The organism is Curtobacterium sp. CFBP9011, from assembly GCF_034045095.1.
Classification (GTDB): Bacteria; Actinomycetota; Actinomycetes; order Actinomycetales; family Microbacteriaceae; genus Curtobacterium.
In genome coordinates, this window is the sequence record NZ_JAXCWN010000007.1 from 101,221 (window position 1) to 117,910 (window position 16,690).

Consider the following 16,690-nt stretch of genomic DNA (forward strand, 5'->3'; position numbering starts at 1 on the left):
GTCAGGCCGCCGTCTTCTCGTCGTGCTGCACGGCGAGGCCGCGCTGGGCACCGGCGGTGCCGGCCCCGATCTGGTGGGTGGTCCCGGGGTGGGAGGTGCCGAGGTGGTCGGCCCCGAGGTGTTCCGGGATGGTCGTGCCGCGCTGGCCGAAGTAGAGCACCGAGCGCCAGTCCTCGGTCGCGGGGACGGCCTCCGGGACCAGTCCGCGTCGGACGGCCTTGGCGGTGGCGCGCTCGTCCTTGCGCGCTGCACGTCGTGCGGCGCGGGCGGACGGGTCGTAGAACATCCACTTCGTCGCCCAGATGAACACGTCGACGACGGAGTTCCAGAGGCCGATGTAGGCGGTGATGGCGTACAGGGCGAGCAGGGCGTTGAAGGCGGCGAACACCGCGTTGCCCCAGTTCTGCGCGCCGAAGTCCCGCACGAAGGTGAAGACCGAGAAGGCGACCATGGCGTACGGGGCCAGGACGTAGAGCGCCGGCGAGGCGGTGCGGTCCTTGACCTTGGGCGTGCGGGCGAACGGGATCTTCTTCGCGGTGAGGGCCTGCTGCACGCTCTTCAGCACGCCGGCGACGTTCACCGGCATGAGGACCAGGTTGAAGCCGTAGATGCGCAGGATGTCGGTGCGCTTGTAGCCGCAGTACTTGAGGTCGCTCGCGAAGAGCCAGAAGTACGGCAGGGCGGCGAGCAGCACCATCGGGCTGAGCAGCCGCGAGTCGTACGGGTAGGCCAGCAGGAAGATCAGGCCGAGCGAGCCCCAGGCGATCGACGCCATGTAGTTGACGCGGAGCGCCATCTCGACGACGCTGACGCGCTCCCCGCGGGCCCGGCGCTCGCGCACCTGGCGGATGTACTTCGGCAGGATGAGCAGGCCGCCGTTCGCCCAGCGTCGCCGCTGCACGATCAGGGAGCCGAAGTCCGGCGGGGTGGCGCTGTAGGACAGGCGCTCCGGGTAGTTGACGAGGGTCCAGCCGTGCATGCCGAGGTCGACGCTCGACTCGGTGTCCTCGATGACGGTGCGGTCCTGGACGTAGCGCTTCACCTCGAAGCCGCCGACGGTCTCGGTCTCCTCGATGTCGCGGAGGGCCCGGGTGCGGATGACGGCGTTCGCGCCGACCCAGAAGGTGGCGCCGTACTTCGACATGCCCTGGTGCAGGATGTGCTGGATGTCGGTCGTGGCACCGGCGAGACGCTCGATGCGGGTCGCGGCACCGCGGAAGGACGAGTACGGCGTCTGGGTGACGGCGACGCGTTCGTTCTCGGGCTGCTCGAGGAAGTAGACCAGCCGCAGGCAGTAGTCGCGGAGCAGCACCGAGTCGGCGTCGAGCGTCAGGACGTAGTCGGACGCGGGGACGACGAGGTCGGCGTCGGCCGGGTCGGTGACGGTGCGCAGGACGGTGCCGGACGCGGTCTCCTCGTGGCGGTAGGCGCCGCCGAGCAGGCCGATGTACGAGTTGAGGTTCATCGCCTTGTTCGCCTCGTGCGACAGGTTCGCGTAGCGCTTCCGCTCGAACGTGGTGATCTCGGCGGTGAAGGTCCACGCCAGGCGACGCTGCAGTTCGACGGCGCGCGCCGAGCTGACGTCGGTGGACTGGGCCGTGCCGGCGTCGGTGATCGCGGCGTCGAGCGCCTCGGCCGTCAGACGGAACTCGTCCGCCAAGCCGACGAGGACCTGGTCGGTGAAGAACTGGTCGACGTGGTCGGCGACGCCGTGTTCGCGGGCGTGGCGACGGAGCCAGGCGTCTGCCCAGCGGTGGTGCGCGACCAGGGTGCGCACAGCCTCCACGGAGGCCTGCGGCGCGTTCGTGGCCTCGACCTCGGCGGAGAGCAGGGCCTCCTGGAACCGGCGGGACGGCGCGGCCAGCTGCGACTGGATGGTGTCGGCGACGGCGCGGGTGCGCTCGAGCTTCGCGGCGGTCTCCGGGTCGGTCGGGAACGGCGAGTCGTCGACGAGCAGCACGATGCGGAGGTCCGGGTACTCCTGCAGGGCGGCGGACCACAGCGTGGTGGCGACGACCTCGGGCTCCTCGGCGTAGCTCGGCACGAGGACGGTCAGCGGCGACTCGTGGCCCTCGGCGAAGTGCCGGTCGAGTTCGGCGCGCGGGACGCGGACGTGGGTGGCGAAGCGCTCGAGTGCCCCCTGGCGGGCGACCAGGTGCATCAGGGCCGAGAAGGTCAGGAAGGTGACGACGACCGTGTACGAGATGGCCTCGGTGGTGAAGCGGAAGCTCTCGGTGCCGGAGTCCAGGAACTGGCGGATCACCGTGTAGACGACGTAGGCCAGCCAGAACGCGATGGTCAGGATGATGGCGACGCGTCCGGAGACGAGCTTCCGGTCGGAGGGGCGGGCGTGGATCGTGTCGAGCGGCTGGGTCCGTCGCTCGGCACCCCACTGGCGGCGGCGCGTCGGGGCACCGTCCAGGTGTTCGGGCATGCTGTCCTTCGTTCGTACCGGACCAGCAGCCGTCGGGTGTGGGCGCTGTCGGGAGTCCGGTGGTCGTCGATGACGGTACGGCGACGGGCGTCGTCGTGCGGACCCTCGGACGGGGGGTTCCGGGCACCTCCTGCGGGTTCCCGCAAGCCTGCGCGCGGACCCGCATCCGGGGGGCGGCGCGGCGAGTCCGACCGCGGGCTGGACACGGCCTGGAGGCGCGGTGCACGTCCGTCGACCGGCTGCGGCCAGGTGGCAGGCGGGTCCTCAGCGCCCGCGGGCGAGCAGCCAGAGCAGGTAGGGCGCTCCGACGACTCCGGTGACCACCCCGACCGGCAGGGTGACGCCCGGCAGCGCGAACTGCGCCACGAGGTCGGAGCCGAGGGTGACGACGGCGCCGACGGCTGCGGCCGGGCCGAGGGCGATGCGTCCGCCGCCGACGAGCCGCCGGGCGATGGGCGCCGCCATCAGCGCGACGAACGCGACGGGTCCGGCGGTGGCGACGGCCCCGGCGGTGAGGAGCACCGCGGTGAGCAGGAGCAGCACCTTCGCCCGGTCGGGTCGGAGGCCGAGGGACGCCGCGACGTCGTCCCCGAGGGTCAGCACGGCGAGCCGCGGCGACTGCACGAGGGCGAGGGCCATGAGCACGAGGAAGCCGACCAGGAGCGCGCCGACGACGGTGCGGTCGACGGCGTTCAGGCTGCCGGAGAGCCAGAGCAGCGCGGTGCCCGCCTGCTGCAGGCTGCCGCTGGTGAGCAACCACCCGGTGACGCTGAGGGCCATCGCGCCGACACCGACGCCGACCAGGACGACCCGGTTGCCGGTGATCCCCCGCCGCCAGGCCAGGGCGGCGATGAGCACCGCGACGGCGACGGCCCCGACGAGCACCACGCCGAAGAGCAGCACCCCGGAGGCACCGAACAGGACGATGGCGACGAGGCCCGAGGCACTGGCCCCGGCGGTGATGCCGATGACGTCCGGGCTGGCGATCGGGTTGCGGACGACACTCTGCACGATCGCCCCGGCCGCGCCCAGGCTGGCCCCGACGAGGACGGCGGCCAGGACCCGCGGGCCACGGAGCTGTCCGAGCACGAAGTCCGAGATCGTGTCGCCGTGCCCGACGAGCGCGCCGAGCACCTGCACCGGAGACAGCGGGATGTCGCCGACGCCCAGGCCGACGAGGACCAGGACGAGCAGCGCGACGAGGGTGCCGACGAGGACCAGTGCCTCGCGGCGCCGGGTCCCCCGGCGCCGCGGCCGAGGCTGGTCCGTCCGGGTCGTCGTCGCCGTCACAGTCCGCGCACCACCCGGGAGCGGACGAGCGCGATGAAGACCGGGGCACCGATCAGCGCGGTGACGATGCCGACCTGCAGCTCCCCCGGGTAGGCGACGACCCGGCCGATGACGTCGGCGACGAGCAGGAGCGCGGGTGCGACCACGGCGGACAGGAGGATCGTCCAGCGGTGGTCGGGTCCGGACAGTCGGCGGACGGCGTGCGGCACGGCGAGCCCGACGAAGGCGATCGGTCCGGCGGCGGCCACCGCGGAACCGGCGAGCAGCACGGTGACGACCGCGCCGACCGCCCGGACGAGCACCACGCGCTGCCCGAGCGAGGCCGCCAGCTCGTCGCCGAGCGCCAGGGTGTTGAGCGACCGACCGAGTCCGACGGCGATGACGAGCCCGACGACGATCGGGGCCACGACGACGCCCGCGGTGTGGAGGTCCTTGCCGGCGAGGGCCCCGACCTGCCAGAAGCGCAGCTGGTCGAGCAGGCTGGCGTTCGTGACGAGCACCGCGGTCGTGACGGACGACAGTGCCGCGGCCGTGACGGCGCCGGACAGGGCGAGCCCGACCGGGGTCAGCCCGCCGCGGGCGACGGCGGCGATGCCGTACACGAGCAGGGCGGCCAGGGCAGCGCCGGCGAACGCGAACGGCAGGTAGGTGGCGGTCCCGCTGATGCCGAACACGACGATGCCGACGACGACCGCGAGGGCAGCGCCGGCGTTCACGCCGAGGATGCTCGGGTCGGCCAGCGGGTTCCGGGTGATCCCCTGCATGACGGCGCCGGCGACACCGAGGGCCGCGCCGGCGAGCAGTCCGACGACGGTCCGGGGCACGCGGTTGCCGAGCACGATGAGCCCGATCTCGTCCGTCCGCCCCGGGTGCAGGAGCGTGTCGACGACGACGCCGAGCGGGATCGGACGTGACCCGACGGCGACGCTCAGGGCGCAGGCGACGGCGAGCACGACGACCGCGAGGACGGTGGCGAGCATCAGCCGGGACACGGGAGCGGGCGCGGGAGGCGCGACGGATCGGGATCGCATGGGAAGTGAGGCGAGCCTAATGGATGCTCCCGGCGCGGCTCCGAGGGGCAGTGGCGTCGTTGTCGGCGAGCGTCGAGCAGCTGCTCGGCACCACCATGGTCCGTTCATAGGGTCGTCATGGGAACGGGGCCTGTACTGACATCCATCGACGGCCGACCGGGCCGCGAGGAACGACCGGAGAGCACCGATGAACGAGACCCCGAACCCCATGCCGGACGACGAGCGTCGCGAGCCGGAGCAGGCCCAGCGGCAGGAGCAGCTGCCCTCATGGGAGGCGCCGCACGCGGACCGGGCGTCCCTGCGTCCCGCCTACGCCTTCGACGGGTCCGGTCCGTACCTGTACGGACCCGACGGCTCCGGTCCGTACGCGTACTCCCCCGACGGGCGCGGTCCGTACCTGGTCGGCAGCCCGGCACTCGGCGGGACGCAGCAGGGCGCCGCGGCCGGTGGGCAGCACGGCGCCCAGTACGCCGGTACGCAGTACCCCGGCGCGCAGTACGGTGCCGCGCCGCAGGGCTGGACCGGAGCGTTCGGCACGGCGCCGGGGACGAACCGACGCTCCCGCAAGCTGGCGCTGGCGATCGGCTCCGGCATCGCGGCGCTCGCGATCGTCGGTGCTGCCGGTGGCACCGCGCTCGGGCTGTCGTCGGTGCACACCACGACGACCTCCAGCCAGGGCTCGTCGCAGGGCACGACCACGACCCCGGGCTCCGGCTCCGGCTCGGGCTCGGGCTCGGGCTCGACGGGTGACGGCAGCGGCACGAACGGCTTCACCGTCCCGGGCCAGGGCACCGACGGTCCGGGCACCGACGGCTCGGGCACCGACGGCAGCGGCAGCGGCAGCACCTCCGAGTCCGCCGCCACCCCGGCGACCGCGGCGCAGAAGAAGGGCGTCGTCACGATCGACACCGTGATCGGCTACGACCAGTCGCAGCAGGCGGCCGGCACCGGCATGGTCCTGACCTCCGACGGCACGATCCTGACGAACAACCACGTCATCCAGGGCGCGACGTCGATCGAGGTCACCGACGAGACGACCGGCAAGCAGTACACCGCCGACGTCGTCGGGGCAGACGCGACGAACGACGTCGCGGTCCTCAAGCTGCGGGGTGCCTCCGGGCTGTCGACCGTCACGCTCGACGACGACGGCGGTGCGTCGACCGGTGACGCGATCACCGACGTCGGCAACGCCGAGGGCACCGGTGACCTGGTGGCGGCGACGGGCACCGTGACCGCCACCGACCAGGACATCCAGGTGCAGAGCGAGTCCGGCACCGGCACCGAGTCCCTGACCGGGCTGCTGCAGCTGGCGGCGCAGGTCGTCTCGGGCGACTCCGGCGGCCCGGTCCTCGACAGCGAGGGTGAGGTCGTCGGCATGGCCACCGCCGCGTCCTCGGGGACGGCCGACGTCACCGGGTTCGCGATCCCGATCAGCACGGCGAAGTCGATCGCGGACAAGATCCTGGCGGGCGACTCCTCGGGCACGATCACGATCGGGCTGCCGGCGTTCCTCGGGGTGCAGATCAGCAGCACCGCGACCGGCACGACCACCGGGGTGCCGATCGCCGGCGCCGTCGAGGGCTCCGGGGCTGCGAGCGCCGGCCTGGCCGCTGGCGACACGATCACCAGCGTCGACGGCACCGCGGTCACGAGCTCGGACCAGCTGACGAAGGCGATCAGCGGCCACGAGGTCGGCGACCGGGTCTCGATCGGCTACACGACGAGCGACGGCACCGCAAAGACCGTCACCGTCACCCTGACCGCCGGTCCCGCAGCCTGACCCGACGACCTGACTCCACCGACACCACCGGTCCGTCCACGACACGGACACCCCCGCACGACGCCCGCGCCCCACGGCGCGGGCATCGTGCCGTCCGGGGACGTCGGACCACAGGTGGTCCGGGTCGCTCAGCCGAGCAGCGCGCGGACGAGCGTCCGGTAGACGTTCGCCGACGCCTCGGCCGTGAACGCCGTGGTGCCGCCCTCGGTCCGGCCGACCCGGGCGAACCCGATCCCCTCGGCCGAGACCACGACGAGCGGCCGGGCCCGGCCGGGGCGCACGAGCGCCGACACCGTCCACGGGGCCGCCCAGAACGTGGCCAGGGTCGGGTCGTCCGCGGCCACGGCAGCGGGCAGGTCGGGCGTCGACTCGCCACCGGCCAGGCGTCGGTCGAGCAGGTCGCCGGGCAGGACCGGCGTGCGGAACGGCCAGGTCCACGTCGGGCGGATGCCGAGCCTCCCGGCCAGCAGTCCGACCACGCGTTCCGGCGGGACGGACGCGACCACGGACCGGCCGTCGGCACCGGTGTCGACGACGGTGCCGGACCAGGCCTGGAGGCGCGTCACCCGCCCGTCGTCGTCGTGCTGGTCGAGCGTGGTCGGCTGCACCCCCTCGGCCCAGGGGGCGAGGACGGCCGCGGTGTCCGGCGGGACCGTGCCGAAACGGCCGACCAGGTCGGCGGCGACGAGTTCCCGACCGCCGTCGGTGCGGAGGAGCGCGGGGTTCCAGCGGCGACCGGCGAGGTTCTGCAGGGTCGAGACGGCCTCGGCACCGAGCGACGGCCCGGTCAGGGTCGATCCGCTGAGCAGCACCGGCAGCGGTTCGAGGCTGCGCGACCCGCTCGCGGTGACCCGGTCGAGGACCCGGACCGACTCGAGGACGGCGAAGACGACGTCGTCCGTGGCGGTCATCCGGGCGAGGGGCCGTTCGATCGTCAGGTCCACGCGGTGCCGCCCCGTGACGAGCAGCAGGTGCGCGCCGGCGAGGTCGCCCTCCTCGTCGGGACGGACGTACTCCACCAGACGCGCGGGGGCACCGGCCGCGGTCCAGACGTCACAGCCCACCAGGAGCAGCCCGTCGACCGAGCCCGGCAGCCGCTCGAGCAGCGAGGCGTTCTCGTCCCCGATCGCCCGGTCACTCGGACGCGAGCGGACGGTGAGGACCACGTCGTCGCCGCGGACCCGGAGGTCGGTACCGGCGGCCTCCTCGGTGCGCCACCCGGTCGGACGGACGAAGCGGACGCGGGCGGTGCGGTCCTCGGTCTGCCCGGCAGCGGCGGCGGGTGGGTCGGGGACGAGCATGCTGCGAGGCTACGTGCGGGCCCGCGGCCTCGGGCCAGCGGCTCGCCGGGACGGGGCGGATCACCGGGTCGGAGCGAGCCCCTGGCGAGGGCCGGGTGGCAGCACCGGGGGTCACCGGCACGGAGCGGGGCCGGTCAGGGGGCGGCGCGGCGCGGTCGGGGCGGCGGGGGTGGCGGGACCGGCTTCGCGGCGACCACGTCGGCGCGACGGACGGTGACGGGTCCGCGGCGGGTGGCGACGGTCACCGTTTCCGGGGTGCGGTCGGTGAGGTCGCCGAGGGTGTCCCGTGCACCGTCGCCGTCGCTGTCGAGGGCCCGGACGACCAGCCGGTCGCCGAGCGTCGCGGCGTCGAGCACGGCGAGGGCGTGCGCGCGGGCGATCTCGGCCTGCGACGGGGCGGCGGCGGGATCGCGGTCGGACATGTCTCGAGGGTACGGCCGACCGTCGGCGGCGGCCGTGCCTCGGCGGGACGGCCCGGGGTCCGCCCGACCGCCGCGGCTAGGGTGGCGGGATGGACAAGGCCCGGGTGGACAGCTGGATCTGGGCGGTCCGGGTCACCAAGACCCGGTCCGCCGCCACGACGGCGTGCAAGGCCGGGCACGTCAAGGTCAACGGCGAGCGGGCGAAGCCGTCGCAGCCGGTCGGCCCCGGGGACGAGGTCCGGGTGCGTCAGGCCGGGTTCGACCGGATCGTCGTCGTGAAGAGCATCATCCTCAAGCGCGTCGGTGCGACCGAGGCGGCGAAGCACCTCGAGGACAAGACCCCGCCTCGTCTCCCTCCCGAGGAGGCCGGCTTCGTCCCGATCCGCGAGCGCGGCGCCGGGCGTCCGAGCAAGCGGGAGCGCCGCGACCTCGAGAAGCTCCGCGGGTACTGACCGGCGTCCCGCCGACCACACGGGTCAGACGAAGCGGACGGTCTGCTGCAGGCGGTCGCGGATCGCGAAGACGTCGACCGAGCCCTCGGGCGACCAGTTGCCGGCGAGCACCTGCACGAGCGCACTCCGGCGGACGATCAGCGCCGTGGGCTTCCGGGGCGTGCCGATGATTTCGACGTCCTCGTCCACCGCGGAGTCCGGCACGACGAGCAGCCGCCCGGTGAAGCGCACCCGGGTCTGCTTCTGCACGGCACGGGCAGCGCGGACGAGTTCCTTGACCGGGCGCTCCCCCGGCTCGAGCGTCTCGCCGACGACCTCGCCGTGTTCGATCAGTACCGGACCGCCCCAGTCGATGGACTCGACGGCCCAGAGCCCGGTCGGGGTGAGGACGGCGTGGTCGAGCTTGCCCTCGGCGCCGGCGTCCAGGTCGTGCCACACGGTCACGCCGATGCCCATGTCGGCGACGATCGCGGCGGTGGCTTCCTCGGCCAGTGCCTCGCCGAGCAGCCGGCGGACGGACCGCGGAGCGGAGCGGACCAGGGCGGGGTCGTAAGGGTCCTCGATCGGGTCGCCGAGTCCGACCCACTCGCGCTCGGCTGCCAGGAAGACCTCGCGCGACCGACCGCCGGGGTGGCCGTGCGACCGGGCTCGCGGGCGGGAGTCGCGACGCGCTGTGGGCGGTGCGTAGTCGTCGCGACCGGCACCGCTCCTCCAGGCCGCCGACCCGGACGGTGCGGACGACGACGAGCCGGGACGGACCGCGCCGGTGTCGTAGGCGCGGCGGGCGGCCGGGGTGCCGATCAGCTCCCACGCGACCTGCACACGGCGGAAGTGCTGCGCGTCGCCGCCGAGGTCGGGGTGGCTCTCGCGCGCGGCTCGACGGTAGGCGCGGCGGAGGGTCTCGTCGTCGGCGCTCGCGGGGACGCCGAGGACTTCGTACGGGGTGGCGTCGGCCGGGCTGTCGGTCATGGCCCTGGAACGCTACCCGACGTCGGGTCGGCGTCTGCCGCGAGGGGGCTGGGCGGCGGCTGAGCAGTGCTGCCTGACTCCGCCCTGCGGTCTGACCACCCCGGAGCGGTCAGACCAGCGCTGCCGTGATCGCGTCCCCGTGCTCCTCGAGCCAGGCGACGTCGGCGCGGTAGAGCTCCGCGTGCCCGTGCGCCAGGTCGCTGACGAACTTCGGGTTGCCCGCCGCCGCCTCGGTGTCGATCGTCGTGACGAGGGCCACCAGGCTCGACGTCATCGTCTCGACGAGCACGCTGCGCGAGCGGGCATCCAGGCCGTAGGCGCGGCAGAACTCGGCGGCACGGGTCACCCGGTCGGCGAACTCGGGCACGGGCCCGCCCTCGTCGACACTGCTGGTGAAGGGGGCGAAGCGGTACACGGCACTGGCGACGTCCCAGACCCGCGGGCCGGGGTGCGCCGTGTCGAAGTCGATCACGCCGACCGCCGCGATGCCGTCGTAGACGACGTTGTACGGGGCGAAGTCGCCGTGCACGATGGTCTCGACCGGCAGCCGCTCGGCCTGCGACCAGACGTCGGTCGTGTCGTCACGCGGGAACGAGGCGGCAGCGTCGTGCAACTGCCGCAGCAGGCGTGCGGTCGTGACGAGGGCGGCTTCGCTCGCGACGTCCGCGGTCCAGGGGTACTCGCCCGCCTCACCGGGGACGAACGTCACGGTCTCGAGCTGGGCGCCGAGGGCGATCGGGGCGGGGGCTGCGACGAAGCCCTGCTCGTGCAGGTGCGTCAGCAAGCGGTGCACGGTGGGGGTCCACGGCCCGGCAGGCCGGTGCACCCGGTCGTCGGCCTTGGTGATCCGTTCCATGGGGGAACCTCCTGAGCGTCGTCGTCGACGTGCTCGCCACTGTAGTGGCAGGAGCGGACGCCCGGGTCGGCCGACCGGAGACCATCCGATCGGCGCGCCGTCGGCGAGACGGAAGGCGCAGTCCGGACAGGAGCAGGCCGGCCAGGAGCGGGCCGGCCAGAGACGGATCGGAGTCCGACCGGTCGACGTCAGTCCGGCAGCAGCTCCCGCAACCAGCCCGGGCCGCGGACGTCGGCACCGAGCACCTGCACCCGGTCCCGCAGGCCACGGTCGGCGGTCACCACGACGACCGGCGCGTCCCCCGCGGCGACGGCCGCCTCGACGGCAGCGACGACCGCGTCGTCACCGGAGGCCGCTGCCCGGTCGATCGTCACCGGCGGCAGACCCGGCCGCGGGGCGGACGGTACCGGCTCCGTGGTGGCGCTGCGGGCCTCCCCCTCGAGCACGACGGTCCAGCGCGGCCACCAGGCGGTCGACGGCAGGTCGAGCGCGGTCGCGGGGACGCCGGCCGCGGCGAGCGCGCGGACCTGCTCCACGAGTCGGGTGGCGGCGCCGGCGCGGTCCTTCCACCAGCCGTCCGGGACGCTGCCGACGACGTTGGCGGCGTCGACGACGACGTGCGGCGTGCGGTCGAGGGTGGCGCGCAGGGCTGCCCAGGAGCGGCCGAAGCCGGGGTGCAGGTCGAGCGCGTCGACGTCGGCGACGGGGACCCAGGCCAGGGCGAGGCTCTCGCGGTCGGCCATCACGGGCTCGAAGGGCCGGGAGGCGCGCCCCACCACGGTCGTGTACGTCCAGAACCCGAGGTCGAGGACGGCGGTGTGCCGGAGGTCGACGGCGTCGTCGGGGACGCCGGCTTCCTCGGCGGACTCGCGGAGGGCGGCGGTGACGGGGTCCTCGTGCTGGTGGCGGGCACCGCCGGGGATGCCCCAGGTGTCGCCGTGGTGGCTCCACTCGACGCGGTGCTGCAGCAGGACGCGGCCGTGTCCGTCGTCGACGAGCAGGCCGGCGGCGCCGAAGCGGCCCCAGGCCTTGGTGCCGTCCGCGCCGTACGCCCAGGCGTCGCCCGGGTCGCGGGGGCCGGAGGGGGGTCCGGGCGGCGGTCCGGCAGGGGTCGCGGTCCGTCGTTCGTCGTCCACGTGTCCACCCTTCCACAAACGTCCGTCAGGAGGCCCTGGACGTCGGCGTCGATGCGTGTACGGTGTCGTCCGAGACACGGGGTGCCGCATCCGAGCGGCTGAGATCACACCCGTCGAACCTGCTCGAGCTCGTACTCGCGAAGGGATCGTCCATGGAGAACGCTGCGCCCACGATCGACTGGGCCCACCGCACCGCCGACCTGCTGGAGGCCGTCCGCACCCGGGCGCCGCTGGTGCAGTGCATCACGAACACGGTGGTGCAGAACGTCACCGCGAACGTGCTGCTCGCGCTGGGGGCGTCGGCCGCGATGGTCGACGTGCCGACCGAGGCGGGGCCGTTCGCCGGCGTCGCGGACGGACTGCTCGTCAACACCGGCACCCCGCACGCCGAGCCGCGCGTTGCCTCGCTCGAAGCCGCGGCCGCCGCCGTGGTCGCGGGGACGCCGTGGGTCCTCGACCCGGTGGCGGTGGGGTCGTTGCCGGTCCGGACCGCGCTGGCGCGTGACCTGCTCGCGCTCCGGCCCACGGTCCTCCGCGGGAACGCGTCGGAGGTGCTCGCGGTCCTCGGTGCCTCGGCCGGCGGTCGTGGTGTCGACAGCACCGTCGGGACGGAGGACGCGCACGACGCCGCGGTCGCGGCCGTCCGGGCCGACACGGTCGGGGCCGTCGCCGTCTCGGGTCCGGTCGACCTGCTGGTGGCGCCGAGCGGGCTGGTGCGGGTGGCAAACGGTACGGAGCTGCTCACCCGGATCACCGGCGGCGGGTGCGCGCTCGGCGCGGTCGTGGCGGCCTTCGCGGCGGTCTCCCCCGGCAGTCCGCTGGACGCGGCCGTCGCTGCGACGGCGGTGCACACGATCGCCGCCGAGCTGGCCGCGCGGGACGCCGGCGGCCCCGGCACCTTCCAGCCGCTGTTCCTCGACCGGCTCGCCTCGCTGACTCCGGAGGACGTCGTCCGGGCGGCCCGGATCACCGCCGACACGTCGGCTGCGGCGGTCAGCGTCGGCGGGGCCGCCTGATGCCCGGCACGGACGACTTCGGCGTCTACCTGGTGACCGACTCCGCGATGGCGGAACGCCACGGGCACGGGGTGCTCGGCGTGGTCCGGGCCGCGGTCAGTGCCGGGGTGCGGATCGTGCAGGTGCGTGACAAGACCGCGTCGGCTCGGGACCTGCTGGCACTGACCGCCGCCGTGGCCGATGCGGTGGGCGACCGGGCGCTGGTGGTCGTCGACGACCGGCTCGACGTCGCCCTGGCGGCACGGCATGCGGGACACCGGGTGGCCGGCGTGCATCTCGGGCAGTCGGACGTCCCGGCGAGCGCCGCGCGTGCGCTGCTCGGCCCGGACGCCCACGTCGGGCTGACGGCGAACACGACGCGGCACCTGGTGGAGGTCGCGACGATGCCCGCCGGGTCAGTGGACCTGCTCGGGGTCGGGGTGGTGCACCCGACGAGCACGAAGCCGGACCACCCGCCGGCGCTCGGGGTCGCCGGGTTCGGACGGCTCGCGGCGACGACGACCGTGCCCTGCGTGGGCATCGGTGGCGTGACGCTCGACGACGTCGGGCCGCTGCGCCAGGCCGGGGCCGCCGGTGTCGCCGTCGTGTCGGGGATCTGTGCGGCGCCGGACCCGGGCGCTGCCGCTCGGGCGTTCGTGGCGGCATGGGACGGAGCGGGACGGTGAGCGGGAGCGCGGGCGTGGGCGCAGGGGTTCCGGTTGCGCCGCTGCCGCGGGTGCTCAGCATCGCCGGCACGGACCCGACGGGTGGTGCCGGGGTGCAGGCGGACCTCAAGTCGATCGCGGCGCACGACGGGTACGGCATGGCGGTCGTCACGGCCCTGGTCGCGCAGGACACCGTCGGGGTGCGGTCGGTGCACGTCCCCGACGCGGTGTTCCTCCGGCAGCAGCTCGACGCGGTGTCGGACGACGTGACGATCGACGCGGTGAAGACCGGGATGCTCGGCACGGCCGAGGTCGTGCGGGTCGTCGTCGACTGGCTCCGGGCACACCGGCCGGCGTGGGTGGTGGTCGACCCGGTGATGGTGGCGACGAGCGGCGACCGGCTGCTCGACGCGGACGCCGAGTCCGCGATGACGGAGCTGTTCGCCCTCGCCGACCTGGTCACGCCGAACCGCGACGAACTGCGGGTCCTCGCCCAGCTGGCGGGCGCGGCGTCGACCGACGGCACCACGATCGACGGCACCACGACCGACGGCATCGACGCTGCTCGTGCCGTCGCCCGCCGGTGGGACGTCCGGGTGCTCGCGAAGGGCGGCCACGACGACGGGCCGAGCTCGGACGACGCCCTGGTCTCCCCGGACGGCAGCGTCCGGGTGTTCACCGGCCCCCGGATCGCGACGACGAACACGCACGGCACCGGGTGCTCCCTGTCGAGTGCGATCGCCACCCTCGTCGCCCGGCACGGCGACTGGGAGCTGGCGGTCGGGTCGGCGAAGACCTGGCTGACCGCCGCCCTCCGCGGTGCCGACGCCCTGCAGGTCGGCCGCGGTCACGGGCCGATCGACCACAACGCCCTCGTCCGGGCGGCCCTGCCGACACCACGCTGGACGGACGCCTGGTGGGTCGACGCAGCAGCGGTGCTCGACGAGACGCTGGACTGCCGGTTCCTCTGGGGCCTGGCCGACGGCACGCTCGACCCCGAGGTGTTCGCGGGCTACCTGGCGCAGGACGTCCACTACCTGCGGGCGTACGAACAGCACCTCGCCATGATCGCCGCCGGGTCCACCGGGGAGGCCGCGGCGTTCTGGAGGACCGCCAGCGAGGGCTGCGCCGCCGAAGCACGCGACCTGCACCACCGTCGGCTCGCCGGATCACACGCTGACGGCCCGGTGCACCCGGTGTGCGCCGGGTACCTGGCACACCTGGCCGACGCGGCGCGGCAGGGCGTCGGCACCGGGGACGGCAGCGCCACCGGAGACGGCACCGGCACCGGGGACGTCAGCGTGCTCGCGGCCGCGGTGCTGCCCTGCTTCCGGGTCTACGCCTGGGTCGGGGAACGGCTCGGCACGGCACCGGTCGGGCACCCGTTCGCCGACTGGATCACGGCGTACGGGGACCCGGGGTTCGCGGCCTCGAGCGCCCGGGCCACCGAGCTCGTCGAGGAGCTCGCGCGGCGGGCCGACCCCGAGCTGCGGGGGCGGATGGCGCGCGCGTTCCGGCAGTCGGTGGCGCAGGAGCTCGCGTTCTTCCGGATGCCGGAACAGCTGGGCGAGCCGGTCTGACCGGCGAGCCACGTCGACCTGGGCGAACCGGTCTGGCCAGGGTGAGCCGGTCTGACGGAGGCGGGACGGGCCTCCCGGACGAACCGACGGGAGTCAGGACGATTCCGGCGACGCGACCAGGCGGATGCCGTCCGCGCCGGGGGCCCGCCGGACAAGCGTGACCGACAGGTCCGACCCGTCGACCTCGCAGCGCATCCACGTGTGGTCGGGCTGTCGTCGGCGGTCCGTCGGCGAACCGGGGTTGAGCAGACGCATGCCGTTCGGTGCAGTGGAGTCCCAGGGGATGTGCGAGTGGCCGAAGACCAGGACGTCGACGTCGGGGTGGTCCGCCTCGGCCCGACGTCCGCGCCCGGTCGCCGGTCCGGTCTCGTGCACGACGGCGAAGCGCAGCGACTCGATGCGGCGGGTGGCGACGAGGGGCAGGTGGTCCTCGAAGCCCAGGTCGTTGTTGCCGCGGACGGCGAGCAGGTCGCGGGACCGGGCCCGGAGCAGGTCGACCGTCGCCAGGTCCACCCAGTCACCGGCGTGCACGACCAGGTCGGCGGCGTCGATGTCGGCCCACAGCTCGGCCGGCAGGTCCTTCGCCCGCTTCGGCAGGTGCGTGTCCGACAGCAGGACGAGCGTGGTGCTCACGGTGTCGCCGTCACTCGCCGGGGTCGCGACTCGGCATCGGCAGGTCGACCTCGTCGGCGGCGCCGAGCCGTTCGAGCATGCCGGCGAGCAGTGCCACGTCGTCGTCGGACCACTCCGCCAGACGTTCGACCAGGGCGTCCCGGTGCAGCTGCACGGAGCGGGCCAGCGCCGCACGGCCGGCGTCGGTCGCCTCGAGCGGCTTCGCGTTGCCGGAGCCACCGTCGACCGTGCGGACCAGGCCCGCGACGAGCAGCCCGGACAGCTGCCGCGAGATCGTCGACCGGTTCAGGCGCAGGTAGCGGGCGATGTCGATCGCCATGCACCCGGGGTGCTGGACGACGAAGTCGACCAGCGACTGGTCCACGATGCTCAACACGTCGTCGGTGCCGCGCGCACGGACGCTCGCTCGGCGGGTGATGCGGGAGAGCTCGGTGTACGCCCGTCCGATGTCCGCTTCGCGGATCCCGGGGCCCCTCGGGTCGGCCATGGTGTTCCAGTCTGTCGTCCGGCGTCGGCCGGAGGTCGGTCGCCCCTGGTCAGGGCGTGGTGCTTGCGTGGCGGTCCCCGCATCGCTGACGCGGGCCCCTCCGCCGACGGTGTCGCCCCACGATAACCGGGCGTCCGCCGAAGAGGGGACATCGGCGGCCGACCGGGGCACCGCCGGGCGTCGGGCTCAGGCCGGGGCAGACGCCGACCGGAGCGCGGCGATGTCGAGCTTCACCATGTCCCGCATCGCCTCGTAGACCCGGGTGGCCGCCGCGTGGTCGCCGCCGGCTGCCATCAGCTCCCCCATCATCGACGGGGTGACCTGCCACGACAGGCCCCAGCGGTCGACCAGCCAGCCGCACGCCACCGGGTGCCCGCCCTCGTTGATCAGGGCGTCCCAGATCCGGTCCAGTTCCTCCTGCGTGTCGACGTCGACCTGCAGCGAGAGCGCATCGGTGAACGGGTGCCCGGGGCCGCCGTTCATCGCCCGGTACGGCTGGCCCATCAGGGTGAACTCGACCACGAGCACCGAGCCGTCCGGAGCCCGGCCCACGCCGTCGATCCGTGAGTCGGGGAACAGCTCCGTGTAGTACTCGGTGGCGTGCTGGGCCTGGTCGTCGAACCAGAGGAAGGGGACGATGCGGGGCATGGCGGTCTCTC

At 74.3% G+C, this 16,690-nt stretch carries 16 protein-coding genes and 1 riboswitch; of the genes, 5 read left to right on the forward strand and 11 right to left on the reverse strand.

The window, feature by feature from the left end:
• Nucleotide 1: 1 nt before the first annotated feature.
• The 3 genes from SOM35_RS14470 to SOM35_RS14480 form a co-directional block, all read right to left on the reverse strand.
• A complete protein-coding gene (locus SOM35_RS14470) occupies nucleotides 2-2,434 on the reverse strand; it encodes a glycosyltransferase family 2 protein (RefSeq protein WP_320515932.1) in 2,433 nt (810 codons plus the stop codon).
• Between the two features lie 264 nt (nucleotides 2,435-2,698).
• Nucleotides 2,699-3,724, reverse strand: coding sequence for a FecCD family ABC transporter permease (locus SOM35_RS14475; RefSeq protein WP_111075056.1), 1,026 nt, complete (start codon nucleotides 3,722-3,724; stop codon nucleotides 2,699-2,701).
• Complete coding sequence (locus tag SOM35_RS14480; RefSeq protein ID WP_320515933.1) at nucleotides 3,721-4,755, reverse strand: FecCD family ABC transporter permease; 1,035 nt, start codon at nucleotides 4,753-4,755, stop codon at nucleotides 3,721-3,723. Before SOM35_RS14480 ends, SOM35_RS14475 begins: the two co-directional genes overlap by 4 nt.
• Nucleotides 4,756-4,942: 187 nt before the next feature.
• Between SOM35_RS14480 and SOM35_RS14485 the strand changes: the two genes are divergently transcribed.
• On the forward strand, nucleotides 4,943-6,535 hold the full coding sequence (locus tag SOM35_RS14485) for a S1C family serine protease (protein ID WP_320515934.1): 1,593 nt from the start codon (nucleotides 4,943-4,945) through the stop codon (nucleotides 6,533-6,535).
• Nucleotides 6,536-6,663: 128 nt separating this feature from the next.
• Here the strand turns inward: SOM35_RS14485 and SOM35_RS14490 are convergent, their stop codons facing one another.
• Both SOM35_RS14490 and SOM35_RS14495 read right to left on the reverse strand, forming a co-directional pair.
• Nucleotides 6,664-7,836, reverse strand: coding sequence for a hypothetical protein (locus SOM35_RS14490; RefSeq protein WP_320515935.1), 1,173 nt, complete (start codon nucleotides 7,834-7,836; stop codon nucleotides 6,664-6,666).
• 134 nt (nucleotides 7,837-7,970) lie between these two features.
• Nucleotides 7,971-8,258, reverse strand: coding sequence for a hypothetical protein (locus tag SOM35_RS14495; protein ID WP_320515936.1), 288 nt, complete (start codon nucleotides 8,256-8,258; stop codon nucleotides 7,971-7,973).
• An 89-nt stretch (nucleotides 8,259-8,347) separates the two neighbouring features.
• Here SOM35_RS14495 and SOM35_RS14500 point away from each other — a divergent pair, with 89 nt between their 5' ends.
• On the forward strand, nucleotides 8,348-8,710 hold the full coding sequence (locus SOM35_RS14500) for an RNA-binding S4 domain-containing protein (RefSeq protein WP_320515937.1): 363 nt from the start codon (nucleotides 8,348-8,350) through the stop codon (nucleotides 8,708-8,710).
• Nucleotides 8,711-8,734: 24 nt separating this feature from the next.
• Here the strand turns inward: SOM35_RS14500 and SOM35_RS14505 are convergent, their stop codons facing one another.
• From SOM35_RS14505 to SOM35_RS14515, 3 genes are all read right to left on the reverse strand, one after another.
• Nucleotides 8,735-9,679: a DnaJ domain-containing protein gene (locus SOM35_RS14505; RefSeq protein ID WP_320515938.1), complete on the reverse strand. Its 945-nt coding sequence runs from the start codon at nucleotides 9,677-9,679 to the stop codon at nucleotides 8,735-8,737.
• Nucleotides 9,680-9,788: 109 nt separating this feature from the next.
• A complete protein-coding gene (locus SOM35_RS14510; RefSeq protein WP_320515939.1) occupies nucleotides 9,789-10,535 on the reverse strand; it encodes a phosphotransferase enzyme family protein in 747 nt (248 codons plus the stop codon).
• 188 nt (nucleotides 10,536-10,723) lie between these two features.
• Nucleotides 10,724-11,671 (reverse strand): NUDIX hydrolase, encoded by a 948-nt coding sequence (locus SOM35_RS14515; protein WP_320515940.1) that lies wholly within the window; start codon nucleotides 11,669-11,671, stop codon nucleotides 10,724-10,726.
• Nucleotides 11,672-11,738: 67 nt separating this feature from the next.
• Nucleotides 11,739-11,835: riboswitch (TPP riboswitch) on the forward strand.
• On the opposite strand from SOM35_RS14515, the gene thiM reads away from it, so the two are divergent.
• The 3 genes from thiM (at nucleotide 11,824) to thiD (ending at nucleotide 14,911) form a co-directional block, all read left to right on the forward strand.
• The gene (gene thiM, locus SOM35_RS14520; protein ID WP_320515941.1) at nucleotides 11,824-12,687 is read left to right on the forward strand and encodes a hydroxyethylthiazole kinase; all 864 of its coding nucleotides are present in this window, start codon (nucleotides 11,824-11,826) and stop codon (nucleotides 12,685-12,687) included. Its footprint overlaps the riboswitch before it by 12 nt.
• The gene (gene thiE / locus SOM35_RS14525; RefSeq protein ID WP_320515942.1) at nucleotides 12,687-13,352 is read left to right on the forward strand and encodes a thiamine phosphate synthase; all 666 of its coding nucleotides are present in this window, start codon (nucleotides 12,687-12,689) and stop codon (nucleotides 13,350-13,352) included. Before thiM ends, thiE begins: the two co-directional genes overlap by 1 nt.
• A gap of 50 nt (nucleotides 13,353-13,402) precedes the next feature.
• Nucleotides 13,403-14,911 (forward strand): bifunctional hydroxymethylpyrimidine kinase/phosphomethylpyrimidine kinase, encoded by a 1,509-nt coding sequence (gene thiD, locus SOM35_RS14530; protein WP_320515943.1) that lies wholly within the window; start codon nucleotides 13,403-13,405, stop codon nucleotides 14,909-14,911.
• Between the two features lie 93 nt (nucleotides 14,912-15,004).
• Here thiD and SOM35_RS14535 read toward each other — a convergent pair whose 3' ends face one another.
• The 3 genes from SOM35_RS14535 to SOM35_RS14545 all read right to left on the reverse strand — a co-directional run bounded on the left by SOM35_RS14535 (nucleotide 15,005) and on the right by SOM35_RS14545 (nucleotide 16,679).
• On the reverse strand, nucleotides 15,005-15,544 hold the full coding sequence (locus tag SOM35_RS14535) for a metallophosphoesterase family protein (protein WP_320515944.1): 540 nt from the start codon (nucleotides 15,542-15,544) through the stop codon (nucleotides 15,005-15,007).
• Nucleotides 15,545-15,554: 10 nt separating this feature from the next.
• On the reverse strand, nucleotides 15,555-16,031 hold the full coding sequence (locus SOM35_RS14540; RefSeq protein WP_221851623.1) for a MarR family winged helix-turn-helix transcriptional regulator: 477 nt from the start codon (nucleotides 16,029-16,031) through the stop codon (nucleotides 15,555-15,557).
• Nucleotides 16,032-16,217: 186 nt separating this feature from the next.
• Entirely contained in the window at nucleotides 16,218-16,679 is a 462-nt protein-coding gene (locus tag SOM35_RS14545; RefSeq protein ID WP_320515945.1) for a VOC family protein, read from the reverse strand.
• Nucleotides 16,680-16,690 lie beyond the last annotated feature (11 nt).